Source organism: Streptomyces sp. NRRL F-5135, assembly GCF_000719775.1.
GTDB classification, from domain to species: Bacteria; Actinomycetota; Actinomycetes; order Streptomycetales; family Streptomycetaceae; genus Streptomyces; species Streptomyces hebeiensis.
On the sequence record NZ_JOHR01000006.1, the window covers coordinates 253,898 to 270,453 of the forward strand.

The 16,556-nt window shown below is 72.2% G+C and carries 13 protein-coding genes; 7 read left to right on the forward strand and 6 right to left on the reverse strand.

Annotated elements, in window-relative coordinates; translation table 11 throughout:
* Positions 1-4 precede the first annotated feature (4 nt).
* Genes IG02_RS0111705 through IG02_RS0111725 form a run of 5 tightly spaced genes read left to right on the forward strand, consistent with a single transcriptional unit; the run spans position 5 to position 5,435 of the window.
* A complete protein-coding gene (locus IG02_RS0111705) occupies positions 5-1,300 on the forward strand; it encodes a membrane protein (RefSeq protein WP_030745128.1) in 1,296 nt (431 codons plus the stop codon).
* Entirely contained in the window at positions 1,297-2,253 is a 957-nt protein-coding gene (locus IG02_RS0111710; RefSeq protein WP_030745130.1) for a glycosyltransferase family 2 protein, read from the forward strand. Before IG02_RS0111705 ends, IG02_RS0111710 begins: the two co-directional genes overlap by 4 nt.
* Positions 2,250-3,491, forward strand: a complete 1,242-nt coding sequence (locus tag IG02_RS0111715) for a polysaccharide pyruvyl transferase family protein (RefSeq protein ID WP_030745132.1) — start codon at positions 2,250-2,252, stop codon at positions 3,489-3,491. Before IG02_RS0111710 ends, IG02_RS0111715 begins: the two co-directional genes overlap by 4 nt.
* Before the next feature lie 11 nt (positions 3,492-3,502).
* The gene (locus IG02_RS0111720) at positions 3,503-4,054 is read left to right on the forward strand and encodes a dTDP-4-dehydrorhamnose 3,5-epimerase family protein (RefSeq protein ID WP_030745134.1); all 552 of its coding nucleotides are present in this window, start codon (positions 3,503-3,505) and stop codon (positions 4,052-4,054) included.
* Complete coding sequence (locus tag IG02_RS0111725) at positions 4,029-5,435, forward strand: glutamate-1-semialdehyde 2,1-aminomutase (RefSeq protein WP_051764872.1); 1,407 nt, start codon at positions 4,029-4,031, stop codon at positions 5,433-5,435. The genes IG02_RS0111720 and IG02_RS0111725 overlap by 26 nt, the downstream gene beginning before the upstream one ends.
* 12 nt (positions 5,436-5,447) lie before the next feature.
* Here the strand turns inward: IG02_RS0111725 and IG02_RS0111730 are convergent, their stop codons facing one another.
* From IG02_RS0111730 to IG02_RS0111750, 4 genes are all read right to left on the reverse strand, one after another.
* Positions 5,448-6,119 carry a phosphatase PAP2 family protein gene (locus IG02_RS0111730; RefSeq protein WP_030745138.1) on the reverse strand — a complete coding sequence of 224 codons (672 nt, stop codon included), beginning with the start codon at positions 6,117-6,119 and terminating at the stop codon, positions 5,448-5,450.
* A 263-nt stretch (positions 6,120-6,382) separates the two neighbouring features.
* Positions 6,383-7,972, reverse strand: a complete 1,590-nt coding sequence (locus tag IG02_RS0111740; protein WP_030745140.1) for a GMC oxidoreductase — start codon at positions 7,970-7,972, stop codon at positions 6,383-6,385.
* The gene (locus IG02_RS0111745) at positions 7,969-9,894 is read right to left on the reverse strand and encodes a thiamine pyrophosphate-binding protein (protein ID WP_234314705.1); all 1,926 of its coding nucleotides are present in this window, start codon (positions 9,892-9,894) and stop codon (positions 7,969-7,971) included. Before IG02_RS0111745 ends, IG02_RS0111740 begins: the two co-directional genes overlap by 4 nt.
* Before the next feature lie 75 nt (positions 9,895-9,969).
* Positions 9,970-10,635 (reverse strand): ThuA domain-containing protein, encoded by a 666-nt coding sequence (locus IG02_RS0111750; protein ID WP_030745144.1) that lies wholly within the window; start codon positions 10,633-10,635, stop codon positions 9,970-9,972.
* 172 nt (positions 10,636-10,807) lie between these two features.
* Between IG02_RS0111750 and IG02_RS0111755 the strand changes: the two genes are divergently transcribed.
* Entirely contained in the window at positions 10,808-11,857 is a 1,050-nt protein-coding gene (locus tag IG02_RS0111755; protein WP_267958504.1) for a substrate-binding domain-containing protein, read from the forward strand.
* On the opposite strand, the gene IG02_RS0111760 is transcribed toward IG02_RS0111755, so the two are convergent.
* Together IG02_RS0111760 and IG02_RS0111765 are read right to left on the reverse strand one after the other, a co-directional pair.
* Positions 11,854-13,179, reverse strand: a complete 1,326-nt coding sequence (locus IG02_RS0111760; RefSeq protein ID WP_063756766.1) for an MFS transporter — start codon at positions 13,177-13,179, stop codon at positions 11,854-11,856. The two genes, IG02_RS0111755 and IG02_RS0111760, sit on opposite strands and share 4 nt — an antisense overlap.
* Positions 13,180-13,384: 205 nt before the next feature.
* Positions 13,385-14,908 (reverse strand): PucR family transcriptional regulator, encoded by a 1,524-nt coding sequence (locus IG02_RS0111765; RefSeq protein WP_030745150.1) that lies wholly within the window; start codon positions 14,906-14,908, stop codon positions 13,385-13,387.
* Positions 14,909-15,072: 164 nt separating this feature from the next.
* Between IG02_RS0111765 and hisD the strand changes: the two genes are divergently transcribed.
* On the forward strand, positions 15,073-16,386 hold the full coding sequence (gene hisD / locus IG02_RS0111770; RefSeq protein ID WP_030745156.1) for a histidinol dehydrogenase: 1,314 nt from the start codon (positions 15,073-15,075) through the stop codon (positions 16,384-16,386).
* The last annotated feature ends 170 nt before the right edge of the window (positions 16,387-16,556 follow it).

Consider the following 16,556-nt stretch of genomic DNA (forward strand, 5'->3'; position numbering starts at 1 on the left):
GCCGATGACCACCGAGGGGGAGACGACGACACCGGCGCCGCCGGCGGGATCCGCCCGGCGGGCCCTCGCGGGCCGGCTGTCCTGGGGACTGGCCGACCAGGCGGCCTCCAGCCTGTCCAACTTCGTGGTGGGGATCTACGTGGCCCGCTCGCTGGGGCTGGCCGCGTTCGGCGTGTTCAGCCTGGCCTGGGTGACCTACGGCGTGGTGCTCAGCGTCGCCCGCGGCCTTGCCACCGACCCGCTCGTGGTGCGCTTCAGCGGCGTGCCGGACGCGTCCTGGCGCGGGGCGGTGGCCCGGTCGTCGGGTACCTCGCTCGGCGTCGGCGCCGCCGTCGGCGCGGCGTGTCTGGCGGTCGGGCTCGCTCTCGGCGGGAGTGTGGGGCCCGCGTTCGCCTGCCTCGGCGTCCTGCTGCCGGGGCTGCTGCTGCAGGACGCCTGGCGGTACGCGTTCTTCGCGGCCGGCACCGGGCGGAAGGCGTTCGTCAACGACCTGGTGTGGGGCGTCGCGCTCGTCCCCGCCATGCTGGTGGCGGCCCGTGTGGGCAGCGTCGCCGCGTATCTGCTCGCCTGGGGCGGGTCCGCCGCGGTGGCCGCGGTGTACGGCTGCGTCCAGTCCGGCATCCGGCCCCGGCCGGCCGGGGTCCGCGCGTGGCTTCGCGACCACCGCGACCTCGGCTACCGGTACCTGGCCGAGAACGTCGGCGTCAGCGGCGCGAGCCAGCTGCGGGCGTACGGGCTCGGCGCGATCGTCGGGGTCGGCGCGGTGGGTGTGGTCCGGGGCGCCGAGCTGCTCCTCGGCCCGTTCCTGGCGCTGCTGATGGGTCTCTCGCTGGTCACCGTCGCGGAGGCGGCACGGGTACTGCGGCGGACCCCGCACCGCCTCGGCAGGTTCTGCCTCCTGCTGGGCGGCGGGCAGGCCGTCGCCGCGCTGCTCTGGGGCGCGGCGCTGCTGCTGATGCCGGACCGGCTCGGCGCGCTCGTGCTCGGCGACGTCTGGGGCTCCGCCTCGGCGCTCATCGTGCCGGTCACCCTCGGCGTCGCCGGCGCCGGCCTCGGCACCGGGGCGGCGGCCGGGCTGCGCGCGCTCGCCGCGGCCCGGCGCAGCCTGCGCAGCCAGCTGTTCGCCTCCGCCTGTTACGTCATCGGCGGGCTCGGCGGGGCGGCCGTGGCCGGCACGGCCGGCTCGGCCTGGGGCGTCGCCGCCGCGACCGTCACCGCCTCCGCCGTGTGGTGGCTGCAGCTGCGGTCCGCCCTGCGCGAGCGCCGCCAGAACCCCATTCCCGAAGTGAGGACGTCATGACCGCGCAACCCCGGCTGAGCATCGGCCTGCCCGTGTACAACGGCGAGGAGTACCTCGCCGAGTCGCTCGACGCCCTGCTCGGCCAGACCTACGAGGACTTCGAGCTGGTCATCTCCGACAACGCCTCGACCGACGGGACGCGGGACATCTGCCGCGAGTACGCCGCGCGGGACGCGCGCGTCCGGTACATCCGGCTGCCGGAGAACATCGGCGCCGCGCCGAACCACAACTACGTGTTCACCGAGTGCCGCGGCGAGCTGTTCAAGTGGGCCTCGCACGACGACCTGTACGCCCGCGACCTGCTGCGGCGCTGCGTCCAGGCGCTGGACGAGCGGCCGGAGGTGATCCTCGCGCACGCCGACCAGGCGGTCATCGACGGCGACGGCCGGGTGAAGGTCCCGTACGAGTACGGTCTCGCCACCGGCTCGCCGAGCGCGCCCGAGCGCTTCCGCAGCATGCTGTTCGAGCCCGGCGGCGACGACTTCTACGGGGTCATGCGGGCCGACGTGCTGCGCCGGGTGCGGCCGCACGACAGCTACCACCACGCGGACCGCACGTTCGTCGCCGAGATCGGCCTGCACGGGCCCTTCCACCAGGTGCCGGAGCTGCTGTACTTCCGCCGCGACCACCCCACCCGGGCCGAGCGGGCGAACCCCGGCAAGCGCTCCCGGTGCGTCAACCTCGACCCGCGCCGGGCAGGCCCGCTGCACCCGACGCCGCGGCTGCTCGCCGAGTACGTCTGGGGCTTCGTCTCGGCGATCCGGCGGGCGCCGTTGTCCCCGGCCGACCGGCGCGCGTGCTACCGCCACCTGGCCGCGTGGCTGACCAGCCGGGCCCGGCCGGGCGCCGGCGAGCGGGTCGAGGACCGTGCCCCGGTCGACCCGGCCGAGCTCACCGTCTCCGTCGACGCCCTCGTCGCCGGCCGTGGCGGCCGTGCGGGGGGGCCGGCATGAGGCCGGCGGACGGAACTCCGGTGCGCGTGGGGGTGTTCGGCCTGCTCGGGTCCGGGAACCTCGGCAACGACGGGTCGCTCGAGGCCGTGCTCGGGTACCTCCGCGCCGAGCACCCGGGGGCGGTCGTGGACGCGCTGTGCGGCGGGCCCGAGGTCGTCACGGCACGGTACGGGATCCCCGCGACGCGGCTGCACTGGTACCGCGGGGAGTACCGGACCGCGTCGCGCGCGGGCTCGATCGCGGCGAAGGGGCTGGGCAAACTCGTCGACGCCGTCCGCACCGCCGCCTGGGTGCGCCGGCACGACGTGGTGATCGTGCCGGGCATGGGCGTCCTGGAGGCCACGCTGCCGCTGCGGCCGTGGGGCTTCCCGTACGCGCTGTTCCTGCTCTGCGCGAGCGGCCGGCTGCTGCGCACCCGGGTCGCGCTGGTCAGCGTCGGCGCGGCGGCGATCGGCAGCCGGCCGACCCGGGCCCTGGTGCGCTGGTCGGCGCGGCTGGCCACCTACCGCTCGTACCGGGACACCCAATCCCGCGACGCGATGCGGGAGATGGGCGTGGACACCGCGCGCGACGAGGTCTACCCGGACCTCGCGTTCGCCCTGCCGACGCCGCGGGCGGAATCGCCGCCGGGCCCCCCGGGCCCGCCGGGCCCGGTCTGTGTCGGCGTCATGGACTTCCACGGCGGCGACGACGACCGCGCCCGGGCCGGGGAGATCCACCGGCGCTACCTCGACGGGACGACCCGGTTCGTCCGCGCGCTGGCCGAGGACGGCAGACCGGTCCGGCTGCTCACCGGCGACGCGTGCGACGCCCCGGTGGTCGCCGCGATCCTCGACGCGGTGGGCTCGCCGCTGGTCACCGCCGCGGAGGCGGCCTCGCTGGCCGACCTGATGAAGGAGACGGCGGCCGCCGACACCGTGGTGGCGACCCGGTACCACAACCTGATCTGCGCGCTGAAGGCCGGCACCCCGACGCTCGCCCTCAGCTATGCGGCGAAGAGCGACGCGCTCATGGAGCGGATGGGCCTCGCCGCGTACTGCCACCCGGCGCGCGAGGTCGACGCCGACCGGCTGCTGGAGCAGTTCCGGGCGCTGGAGAGGCGCTCGGCGGAGCTGCGGCGGACCCTCACCGAGCGGAACCTGGCCGCCGCCAGGCGACTCGAGCACCAGTTCACCGCCCTGACCGCGGCGCTGTTCCCGGCGACCGACCACACCCACGCCTTGCGGGAGGCTCCATGAACGCGCCCGGAATGAGAGCGACCGAAGTCCCGGCCATCGCCGGCGCCTACCTGTTCGAGCCGACGCCGTACGCCGACGAACGCGGCTTCTTCTGCCGGACCTTCGACGCCGACGTGGTCCGCTCGGTGGGCCTCGACCCGAGCGCCTTCGTCCAGGACAGCGTGTCCCGCTCGGCCCGGGGCGTGCTGCGCGGCCTGCACCTGCGCTCCGGCGACGGCGAGGCGAAGCTGGTGCGGTGCTCGTACGGGCGCGTCTTCGACGTCGTCGTGGACCTGCGGCCGGACTCGCCGACCTACCGCGAGCGGGCCTTCTTCGAGCTGTCCGGCGAGACGCAGGCGACCCTGTACATCCCGGCGGGGTGTGCCCACGGCTTCCAGGCGCTGACCGGAACCGCCGACACCTCGTACCGGATCGACCGCCCGCACGACCCGGCGGAGGACGTGACGATCGCCTTCGACGATCCGGAGCTCGCCATTCCCTGGCCGCTGCCGGTCACATCGATGTCCCGGCGGGACCGGGAGGCGCCGAGCCTCGCCGATGCCCTGCCGCGGAAAGAGAGTTGAGGTCGGCGTGGACACCGAAGACACCGGAGAGTTCCTCCTCCCCCGGTCGCGGATGGCGAACGAGCGGCTGCACGCCGTGATCCCCGGGGGCGCGCACACCTACGCCAAGGGCGACGACCAGTACCCCGAGAACCTGGCCCCGGTCATCAGCCACGGCCGCGGCGCCCACGTGTGGGACGTCGACGGCAACCGCTACATCGAGTACGGCTCCGGCCTGCGGTCGGTCAGCCTCGGTCACGCCCATCCGCGCGTGATCGAGGCGGTGCGGCGGGAACTCGACCGCGGCAGCAACTTCGTCCGGCCGTCCATCGTGGAGGCCGAGGCCGCGGAACGCTTCCTGGCCACGGTGCCGACCGCGGAGATGGTGAAGTTCGCGAAGAACGGCTCCGACGCCACCACCGCCGCGGTACGCCTCGCCCGCGCCGCCACCGGGCGCCCGCGGGTGGCCGTCTGCGCCGACCATCCGTTCTTCTCGGTCGACGACTGGTTCATCGGCACCACGCCGATGTCCGCCGGCGTTCCGGCGGCGACCAACGAGCTCACCGTGGCGTTCCCGTACGGGGACCTGGCCGCCACGGAGGAGTTGCTCTCCCGGCACCGGGACGAGATCGCCTGCCTGATCCTCGAACCGGCCACGCACACCGGGCCTCCCCCGGGCCGGCGACCGCGGCCGAGCACGCCAGACCCCACTCCCGGGTACCTGGCCGGCCTGCGCGAGCTGGCCGACCGGCACGGCTGCGTACTGATCTTCGATGAGATGATCACCGGATTCCGCTGGTCCGAGGCGGGCGCCCAGGGCCTGTACGGCGTCGTCCCCGACCTCTCCACGTTCGGCAAGGCGCTGGGCAACGGGTTCGCCGTCTCGGCACTGGCCGGGCGCCGCGACCTGATGGAGCGCGGCGGCCTGCGTCACCCCGGCGACCGGGTGTTCCTGCTGTCCACCACGCACGGTGCGGAAACGCACTCGCTGGCCGCCGCGATGGCCGTGCAGACCACCTACGTCGAGGAGGGCGTCACCGCGCGACTGCACGCCCTCGGCGAGCGGCTGGCCGCCGGTGTCCGCGACGCCGCGGCGAGCATGGGCGTCGGCGACCACGTCGTCGTCCGGGGCCGGGCCAGCAACCTGGTCTTCGCCACCCTCGACGAGAACCGGCGGCCGTCGCAGCGGTACCGCACCCTGTTCCTGCGCCGGCTGCTCGCGGGCGGGGTGCTGGCCCCCTCGTTCGTGGTGAGCGGCGCGCTCGACGACGCCGACATCGATCAGACCGTCGATGTGGTGGCCCAGGCATGTGCGGTGTACCGGAAGGCACTTGACGCGGCCGATCCCACCCCCTGGCTGGGCGGGCGACCGGTGAAGCCGGTGTTCCGTCGCCTGGCGTGACCTGACGTCCCGTCAGCGGCGCTCCGGCCGGCCGGCGCCCGCCGTCCGGTCGGCCGTCCGGTCCACCAGCCACGCGGTCGCCGGTAGCACCGCCAGCGCGGTGCACCAGCCGCCGAGGACGTCGGTCGGGTAGTGCGCGCCCAGGGTGACCTGCGCCCAGCCCATGGCGGCGCCGGCGGCCAGCGCCGCGGCGAGCACGAGCAGCGCGCCGGCCGTCCTGCCGAGGCCGAGCCGGCCGGCGGCGAGCAGTGCCCCCACGAGGGCGAGGGCGGTGAGGAAGGCGGTGTGCCCGCTCGGATAGGACAGGTTGCCGTCGCCGTGGATGGTACGACCCACCACCTGCTTGAGCAGCGTCGCCGCCCCCACGCTCACACCGGCACCGGCGACGACGAGCACCGCCGCGCGAGGCCGCCGAAGCACCAGGCAGCCCGTCACCGCGGCCACGACCAGCGTCGCCGCTCCCACGGGCTCCCCCAAGAAGTCCGTGGCCAGGGCGACGTCCCGCCACAGCGGGCCCGCACCGTCCACCGCGGCCCAGATCCGCGCGTCCATCGCGCCGGGCTCGCTGTCGTCGGCGTACCGGCCCCCGAGCACGACGACCACCGACGCGGCGACGACCGCGATCAGTCCGAGCCACACGCGCAGCGACGGGGGCAGCACCTCGGACGCCGACCGGCCGGTCACACGCCCATGGTGGCGGTCGAGCCGAACACCCCGCTCAGGAACGGGACGGAAATGAGCCCGCGCACCGTCGCGGACCGTCCGGCAGCGACGCACCTCGCCCTCCCATCGGGCCGACGCCAGGTCCAGGGCATCGAAAGCAGTCTCCACTCGCCACCTTAACCCGCCGGACTCAACCCGTCAGAGGGTTTCACGGTCCCTGCGCCATGAGCGTCGGCCGCGCCGGGAGCAGGCCGCCGTTCCCTTCACCGGTAGGGTGGTGCGTGTCAGCGGCAGGCCTCCGCGATGTGCGGGGCGACGCGCACCGCGTTGGCCGCGATGGTCAGCGCGGGATTGAGTGCCGCGGAGGACGGAAAGAACGAACCGTCCACGATCCAGAGGTTGTCGATGTCGTGCGCGCGGCAGTCGGGGGTCAGGACGCTGGCGGACGGGTCGTGGCCGGCCACGGCTGTGCCGCACATGTGTGAGTTGGTGGCGATGCCCATGCGCTCGGTGAAGACGAGCGGGTAGCCGGCCTTGCGTACGGCGCGGGTGACGCGGCGGACCAGCTCGGTGTGCGGGACGGTGTTGTTGGGCGTCCAGTCGATGATCGTGCGCTCACCGTCGACGCGGACCCGGTTGGCCGGGTCGGGCAGGTCCTCCGTGGTCAGATAGATGTCCAGGCTGCGGTCGGTGAAGGCCTTCAGTGCCAGGGTGGGCGCCCAGGAGCGGGCTCCCTTGACGTGGGCGGCCTGGAGCTTGCCGAGCATCTGCAGGTTGCCCAGGGGGAATTCGTTGTCGGGGCCCGCGGTGTACCAGTCGTTGAGGCCGAGCGTCTTCTGCCAGCCGGTGCGGTTGCGGCGCAGCGGGTTCACGCCGATGAAGAAGGTGCTGTTGTGGACCATGTAGTTGCGGCCGAGGAGGTCGGAGGAGTTGGCCAGGCCGCGCGGGTGGTGGGTGTCGTCGGCCGAGCGCAGCAGCAGCGCGGCGCTGTTGACCGCTCCGCAGGAGAGCACGAACTGCTTGGCCTCGATGCGTACCGTGGTGCCGCGCACGTCCGCCTGCGCCGCGACGACCTGTGTGCCGTCAGCGCCGGTGATGAGGCGGGTGATGCGGGCTTCGGTGAGCAGACGGACATCCTTGGAGTCGAGGGCCGGGCGGAGCGCGCGGTTCTCGGCCTCGCTCTTGACGTCGTTGGGGCAGGGGGTGCCGTCGGAGGCGGTCGCCTGCATGCGCTGTGCCTGTGTGTCCAGGTTCATGCCGTTGGGCATGTGGAACGGGTTGAGGCCCTGGGCGCGCAGGGAGCGGGCGAAGCGTTCGACGGCGGGCTCGTGCGGCAGTGCGGGGTACGGGTAGTCGGTGGAGCGCGGCGGTTCGGTCGGGTCCTCGCCGGGGGTGCCGTGGACCTGGTAGAGCTCCTCGACGGTCGCGTAGTGCGGTTCCAGGTCTTCGTAGGTGAACGGCCAGGCGGGCGAGATGCCGTCGTAGTGCTGGGTCTGCTCGAAGTCGGTGGCGCGAAAGCGCGGCAGGCAGGCGCCGTAGAACTTGGTGTTGCCGCCGACCCAGTAGTAGACGCCGGGCTGGAAGGTGTCTCCGGTCCTGCCGTCGTACCAGGGTTCGGCCGTCTTGTAGCGGCCCTTGAGGAACATCTCCTCCGGGTCCGCGTTCTCCGCCTCGCGGGGCAGGAACCGGCCGCGCTCGACGACGAGTACGTCCAATCCGCTGTCCTTGAGGGCCCATGCCAAGGTGGCGCCGCCCATACCGGAGCCGACGACGACGACGTCGGCGGTGAGGGTCTCGCCTGTCGCGGTCTGGTCCACGACGGCGCCGGGACGCAGCGGGGCGTAGGGGACGACGGGGCTGTGATGCGTGTTCATGGTGGTCTGCCTCTTGGCGTGCGGGTGCAGGAGAGAGGAGGTGTGGCGGGGCCGGCCCGGCGGGGTGTCACCGGCCGGCCCCATACGGGTGCGCCTAGGGCGTGTTGCGAAAGTCCCGCCTGGCCGGCGACGCCTGGCACGCACGCTCGCCGCGTTGTCGGAGTCGTCCAAGTACGTCCAGTACGAGGACGATTGTAGGCCGGGACCGGGAAGTCCCACCAGCCGGGCACCCAGGGACCGGCCGCGTCGCGGTCGGTGGGGATCTCGATGAGTACGGGCGCGTTGGCGGCGAACGCCTTGCGGTAGGTGTCCTCCAGGTCGGCGGGGTCGTCGACACGGTAGGACTCCAGGCCGAACGCGGTGCCGAGTGCCTTGTAGTCGGGGCTGTAGGGACGGCCGTCGGGGTGATTGAACTCGGTGCCGATGTGGCGGCTGGTCTGCTTGCGCTGGCCGCCGCGGATCGACATGAACCCGGCGTTGTTCTGCACGATGAACACCACGGGGATGTTGTGCGTGACGCAGATGCCGATCTCCTGGGCGGTCATCAGGAAGTCGCCGTCTCCCACGACGCAGGCCACCTGCCGCTCCGGTGCGGCGAGCTTGGCGCCGATGGCGGCGGGGATCGCCCAGCCCATGGAGGAGAAGCCGCCGGAGGTGAGGTGGGTGCGCGGCTCGTAGACCGGGAAGGTCTGCTTGACCGCGCCCTGGGTGTTGCCCGAGCCGGCCACGATGATGCCGTCGCGCTCCATGACGTTGCGCAGGGCGCCCAGGGGCCGCTGCGAGGTGAACGGGAAGCGGTCGGAGTCGCGGCGGGAAGCGAGCTTTTCCTCCCACTCCCCCTTCAGTCCGGCCAGCTCCCCCAGGTATTCGGCACGGTCGGGCCCGGTGGCCGGCAGGGCGCCGGCGATGGCGGCGACGGTGGGCTTGGCGTCGGCGACGATGCCCACCTCGGCCGGGTAGTTCTTGCCGATCTCGTGCGGGTCGATGTCGATGTGGATCAGCTTGGCGGGCGGGATGGAGAAGGTGACGCCCTGCGCGTAGCTGGAGGAGGACCAGTCGGTGAAGCGGCAGCCGATCGAGATGATGACGTCGGCGAGCGAGGCGATCGAGTTGCCGACCGGGGTGCCGGTCTGCCCGACGCTGCCCGCGAACAGTTCGTGGTCCTCGGGGAAGGCGCTCTTGCCGTTCCAGGTGGTGACCACCGGAATCGACCACTTCTCCGCCAGCGCCAGGACCTCCTGGGCACTGTTGGAGGTGATGGCGCCGCCGCCCACCACGATGACGGGACGCTCGGCCGCCGCGAGGACCTCGGCCGCCCGCTCGACGGCGGTCGGGTCGGGCTGCGGAACGCCGACCGGGAGCCGCTGAGCGAGGTCGTGCAGTTCGACGTCGGCGGCCTCGGCCTGGACGTCCATGGGGATTTCGATGTGCGCCGGACCCGGGCGCCCGGTCAGCATGGAGCTGAACGCGCGGTGCATGATGAACGGCAGTTCCTCGACCCGGCCCGCCACCCAGTGCCGCTTCGAGACGGCCTCGGCCACCTTGGGGAAGTCGTTGTCGGTGTAGCGCTCCAGCTCCTGCAGGAGACCATGGCCGCGCATGTGGGTGGGCGGGCCGCCGGTGATGACGAGGACGCTGGTCGAGTCGCTGTAGGCGGTGGCCAGGCCGAGCACGGTGTTCGCCGCGCCCGCGCCGATCGACGTGGTCGCCGCCATCGGCTTGCCGGCCACCCGGTAGTAGCCGTCCGCGAGGTGCACCGCGCTCTGCTCGTGGAACACCTGGATGAAGGGGATCTCGGACCCCTCCTCCAGGAACGCGTCGGTGAAGGACCAGATCCCGTGGCCAGGGATGCCGGCGACGTACTCGACGCCGTTCTCCTTGAGCATGCGCGCGACGATCTGGCCGCCGGTGAGTTTGGTCATGAGCTTTCCGTAACTTCCTCTGCTCGGCCCGTGCGGGGCCTGGGTGGTGCCGGATGAGGGGCGGAGGTGTGTCGGTCAGGTGCTGCGGCGGGCGGCGTAGGCCAGGCCCTGCTTGGTCAGCCGCCGGATGTTGGGGTCGGCCAGGTCGTCGGGGGTGTGGCCGATCGAGTGGTAGAAGACCCGGCCCTCGCCCCAGTCGCGCACCCAGGCCACCGGGCTGGTGTGCCCCTCGAGCCACGGCAGGTGCTCGCCGGTGAAGCGGGTCTCGGCCAGCACGTGATTGTTGGGGTTGACGTGCATGTAGTACTGCTCGGACGCCACCTTGAAGTCGCTGACGCCCGCGGTCACCGGGTGGCCCGTGTCGGTGATCGTGACGGTGTAGGGCTGCGGGTAGGCCTCGCCCGCGGGGTGCTCGATGAAATCGCCGCCGAGCAGGAAGTGGTACTTCAGGCTGGCCCGGAAAGCGGCGCCCGCCCCGTGCCAGGCCGCGACGCCGGTGCCCGCCGCGACCGCGTCGAGGAGCCGCTGCTCCTGGGCATCGCTGAGGTCTTCCGTGGTCAGGGCATTGTTCCAGCCCAGGACGATCAGGTCGTAGCCGGTGAGGTCCGCGTCGAGGCGGAAGATGTCCTGCGTCTCCTCGACCGTGAAGTCAAGCTCCGCGAACAGTCCACGCGCCCAGTCGGCCATGGCATACGGGTGGTGACCCGGCCAGCCGCCGTACAGGTTAAGGACCTTGGTCATCTGTCACTCCAAGAAGCAGGACGTGCTGATACGGTTAACCAAGTGCTGATTAACCGTATCACCAAGCTTCGCGAGGTCAACGGGTCAGCTCGGGAAATGAGAAAATCGGGCCGTACGCGGCGGGCGGTTCGCCCGCCGCGCCGTCGAAGAGTTGGGCAGCTCGTTGGTCACCATGAAGGACGTGGCGCGCGCCGCGGGTGTGTCGCAGGCGACGGTGTCTTACGTGTACAACAACGCCGGCCGGGTCTCCGAGGCCCAGCGCAAGCACGTGTACGCCGTGGCGGCCGAGCTGGGATACACCGGCCCGAACGCCGCGGGGTCCAGCCTGCGCTCCGGCCGGGTCGGCGCGGTCGGCGTCGTGGTCATGGACTCCGTGGCGGACGCGCTCGAGGACCCGTCGACCATCCTGCTGATGAAGGGGATCGCCCAGGTCGGCGATCTGAGGGACGTCGCACTGACCCTGCTGTCCGCGGGCGAGGACATACGCACCTCGCAGGCTCTGCGGGGCCTCGTCGACGGGATCGTCCTGCACAACATGCCCGAGAAGCACCCGCTGGCCGGGGCGTTGTCGACGTCGGGCGTCCCGGCGGTGGCCGTCGACTCCCCCCGCACCAGTGGCCTGCCCTACGTCGGCATCGACGACCAGCGCGGCGCCCAGCGGCAGATGGAACACCTGTTGGAACTGGGCCACCGCCGGGTGGGCATCCTCGTCGACAAGCTGTGGGTTCGCGGCGAGGGCGGGCTCGTGAGCCTGGAGCAGGCCCGCCGGGCCACGGAGCGCAATGCCCGCGAGCGGCTCGCCGGTCACCTCAAGGTCTGGCGGCAGGCGGGGTTCGACCCGAGTGGGCTGCGCATTGTCGACGCCGCGGGCATCGACGACGACGCCGGCGCCAGGGCCGCCGAGATCCTCCTCGACGACGACCGCGTCACCGGCATCGTCGCGCTCTCCGACGTGCACGCGGCCGCCGCCGCCCGCGTCGCTCGCGAGCGCGGTCTGTCGGTCCCGGAGGACCTGTCCGTGATCGGCTACGACGACGCGCCGATCGCGGCACTGGCGGGTCTCACCACGATCCACCAGCCGATCGTGGACAAGGGGCGGCAGGCGGCGGAGATCTTGCTGGACCGCATCGCCGGGGGCAGCCGCAAGCGAGCACTGCTGCGCACCCGGCTGATCGAGCGCGGTTCCACGGCCGCCGTCCGGCCGCGGAACCCTCGCGGCTAGACCACCTCGGCCGCGGCCTCCTGCCGACCAGCCCCTCCCCCGTCCGGGTCCGGACCGCGGCTCGGGGTGGTGCTCGCCGTGCGCATCAGCAGCGGGCCGCACAGCGCGATCAGGCCCAGGAGCAGGACGGAGAGCACGGGCATCCACCGGATGCCGAACGCGTCCACCACCAGCGTGATGGCCGCGGGGCCGACGAGCATGCCGCAGAAGCCCACGGCGTTGACGAGCCCGATGTTGCGGCCCGCGTTGGCCGGGTCGTAGCGCCCCGCGGCGGACAGCATCAGCGGGGCCATGCAGGACAGTCCGAGCCCCATCAGCACGAAGCCGGTCAGTGCGAGGAATGTGGTGGCGGCGCTCAGGGCGACCAGTGCGCCGGCGGCGCCGATGACGCCGCTGGCCCCCACCACGACGCGTGCGCCGAACCGGTTGGCCAGACGGTCGCCGAACAGGCGTCCCACGAACTGGGCGCCCGAGTACAGGGACACCCCGGTTGCGGCGAGCGCGGCATCGGCGCCGGTGGTGCGCCGCACGAACTCCTGCCCCCAGTCGAGCAGGGAGCCCTCGCTCAGCATCGAGCCGAGCAGCAGCACACCGAAGCCGAGCATGAGCAGCACGGTGGCCGTGGCCGCCTTGGACGCCTTCGCGTCCTCGGACGTCCTGGTCTCCTTCGCGGCTGGTGTCTCCCGCTGCGCCGGTGCCGACGCGGGCAGCAGCTCGTCCTGGCCGAGCAGCCAGCGTCCGGCCAGCAGGCCGACCACCGACATCAAGACGCCCAGGACGACGTAGGACATGGCGGGGCTGGAGGCGTAGTGGCGCGCGAAGGCGCTGCCCACCAGCCCCAGGAGGAAGCCGCCGGCCGGATAGGCGGCGTGGAAGGCGGACATGAGGGGCTGGCCGTAGTGGCGCTCCACCTGCACACCGTGGGCGTTGATGGCCGTGTCACCGGCTCCGCGCCACAGTCCGACCAGAACGCCGATCAGGATCGTCGCTCCGAATCCTTGCAGGAAGGCGAGGGGGATGTACGCCAGCGGGTACACCACCATGGTGAGGGTGGCGGTGCGCCGGGGGCCGAAGCGGTCCAGGAACGGTCCGATCACGAAGCAGCCGACGGCCGATCCGATACCGATCGCGAGGGCGAGCATGCCGAAGTCGGAGTCGCCCTGTGCGCCGTCCCAGCCGAGGTGATTGCGCAGCGGTGTCGTACTGGTCGACCAGACGAGGATCATCGCGCCGAGCTGGAAGAACCCGATGAAGGTGGCGAGGCGGGCCTTGCGTACTCGGGCGGGGGGCAGTGGTTGTGGCTGGCAGCCAGTGATGTCCATCAGCGTTCCTTCGGTTCGGCCCGCACCGCACCATCGTCAGGCCGGCCTGACGTGGGCGGCACGAAGGTTGCTCGGGAGGGAAGGGGACGTGAATTCGGATGTGAGATCCGATCGCTGACTGGAATGTAGGCACGCATGTTTTCGGCCAACAGACACAGACTGTGCACCACTGGGCTCACACATGCACGAAGTGAGCAACCCCGCCCTACGGGCGGGAGCCGCCCGTGTGTGGCCCGGACTCCATCAGATCCAGGCTCTTGACGGCCAGGAACAGCGCCTGCCGGGTGGCGGTGTCCTCGAGGGAACGCCCCAGCAGGGCGGACAGCCGGTCGAGCCGGTTGTACAGCGTACGCCTCTGGATGTGCAGAGTGGCCGCCGCGTGCGACTTGTTTCCGTCGGTTTCCAGGTATGCGCGCAGGGTGGGCAGGAGCGGTGTGGCCGACCGGGCGTCCCGCGCCAGGACCGGGCCCAGCTCGTCCTGGACGTACCCGGCGAGCTCCGGCCCCTGGGCCAGGGAGACCAGCAGCCGCTCGACGCCGAGTTCGTCGAAGCGCAGCACGCGCGGGCTGCCCATGGAGCGTGCCACCGCGGCGGCGCTGCGGGCCTGGGTGAGGGCGGTGGGCAGCATGGCGGGTTCGACGCTGCGGCTGATGCCGCCTCCGTGCGCGGTGTGTTCGGGGGCGACGGCCGCCCCGCTCCGCCAGGCGGCTCCCGTGGTGATCACTACGTAGTAGTCGCCCATGTCGGCCCGCATCGCGCCGAGCTGGGTGGCGCGGGCGGGCTGCGCGGCGCGTGACTCCTGACCTGGGGATTTGTTCAGGACGATCATCACGAGGTCCCGTCGGTCAAGGCGGCAGCCGAGCCCTGCGACGCGGTCGAGGAACTCGGGCCCGGTGAGGTCGCCCAGGGCAAGGCGGGTGATCAGCGCGGTGCTGCGCTGGTTGTCGCGGGCGTCACGGCTGTGGTCGCTCAGCAGGGAGATCGCCACCGCGGTGGTGGCCCGCTCGACGGCGAACGCGGGGCTGTGCAGCGTCGTGGTCCGCGGATGCAGGGCGTGCAGCCACCCCCAGGTCTGGCCGCGCATCAGGACGGGACAGCGGATGCAGGTCGCCTGCGAATCATGGGCGCTGTCGGCGTGCCCGGCGAAGTCGTCGAGGTCTTCGTCGGCCGTTCCGGCGCTGGCCACGACGTGGTGTGCCACGTTCTCCAGGACGACGGCGGACTGGGTGAGCCGCGCCAGCTCCCGCACGATCGACACGTAGTCGCCGCCGGCCAGCAGGAGCGCGTTGAAGGTCGACTCGATCCGTCGTTCCTGGGTCAGGGCTTGGACCTGCAAACCGGTGAGGACCTCGTGTACCTGTGCGGACACAGCGGCGAACGGCACCTCCACGCCCAGGGCGACCACGGGGATGCCGCAAGCGGCCGCCTCGTCCACCACCGCCTGCGGCACCCGCTCGAACATGCGGCCCGACTCCTCAATGATCAGGGCGACGGCCCCTGCCTCGTGCACCGCGCGCACATAGGCGCGCTGCTCCGCGCTCGAGGACCCCATGCCGAGGCCCGCCGTGAGCAGCAGCTCGCCACCGCTGAGGAACCGGGCGACATCGGGGATCTCCGAGGAGTGCACCCAGCGCACCTCGCGCTCGAGCGCCGACTCCCCGGTCAGCAGGCGGGCGTTGGCGTCGTGGAAGACCTCGAGCCGCAAGGCCTGAGCGAGAGTGAACGGCATGCCTCTCAGGCTAGAGCCCCACTCTGTGCATTTCCAGGCGGCGATGTTGCTCACCGTGTGTCTTCCAGGGGTGGCCTCGCGGCGGGCAGTCTTGCCCCCAGGTGCGGTCCCGGACCTTGCATGCCGTCGTCGGCCGCGTCGTCACACCCAAGGAGTTGCTGACCATGTCCCACGTGCTCAAGGCCGCCGTCGGCCCCGTTGCCCGCCGCAGCAGCGACCCGGACGTCATCGACACGGTGGCCGCCGTCATCGCGGACGTCCGTGCCAGCGGGGACGCTGCGGTGCGCCGCTACTCGGAGGCCTTCGACGGCTGGTCCCCCGCCTCGTTCCGCCTGACCGAGGACGAGGTGCGGGGCATCGTCGCCGCCGTGCCCGAGACGGTCCTCGACGACATCCGCTTCGCACAGACGCAGGTGCGTCAATTCGCCCGCGCCCAGCGCGAGTCCCTGCACGAGTTCGAGATCGAGACACTGCCCGGCGTCTTCCTGGGACAGCGCAACATCCCGGTCGAGGCCTCCGGCGCCTATGTGCCCGGCGGCCGCTACCCGCTCACCGCTTCCGCGCACATGACCGTGCTCACGGCCAAGGAAGCCGGGGTGGAACGCGTGGCGGCCACCACTCCCCCCAATGACGGGCTGCCTCCGCAGATCAGCGTCGCCGCGATGCACCTGGCCGGCGCCGACGAAATCTACGTGCTCGGGGGTGTGCAGGCCGTGGCCGCCCTCGCCGTGGGGACCGAGACCATCGACCCGGTCAGCATGGTCACCGGCCCCGGCAACGCCTACGTCGCCGAAGCCAAGCGCCAGCTGTTCGGAGAGGTGGGCATCGACCTGTTCGCGGGCCCCACCGAGACCCTCATCGTCGCCGACGAGCACGCCGACGCCTTCACCATCGCCGTCGACCTGCTCAGCCAGGCCGAGCACGGGCCGGACTCCCCGTGCGTACTCATCACCACCTCCGAGGAGGTCGGCACGGCGGTCCTGGACCACATCAAGGCGCTACTGCCCGGCCTGGCCACCAAGGCCGTCGCGGAGCCCGCCTGGGACAACCACGGCCAGATCCATGTCGTGGACTCGCTGAAGGACGCCTACACGCTGGCCGACCGGTTCGCCTCCGAGCACGTGCAGATCCTCACGGCCGACCCCCGGGAGGCGCTGGAGACGATGCGCAATTACGGCGCGCTCTTCCTCGGCGAGGGCACCTGCGTGCCCTACGGCGACAAGGTGATCGGCACCAACCATGTCCTGCCGACCCTGGGTGCCGCCCGCTACACCGGCGGCCTGTGGGTGGGCAAGTTCCTCAAGACCGTCACCTACCAGGAGGTCCGCAACCTCGACAGCAGCGCCCAGTTGGGCGAGGCCTGCGGCCGTCTCTCCCGCCTGGAGCGCTTCGAGGGACACGCCCGCTCCGGCGACCTGCGGGCGTCAAAGTACGGGGCGGCGCCGCTGGCGTGGGATCCGTACCCGGTCAACAGCTGACCCGGCCGCCCGCGCAACCGGGCCGGCACGCACGAGCCCGTCGGTCCGGTGGCTCGTCGTCCAGGCCATGGAGAACGGGCCCCGGCCGTGGGACGCGCACGGTGAACTGTTACACCGCTCGTTCGACAGCCCCGGAGACGGTCATCGTGCCTGGAGCCGGGGTGGCGGCT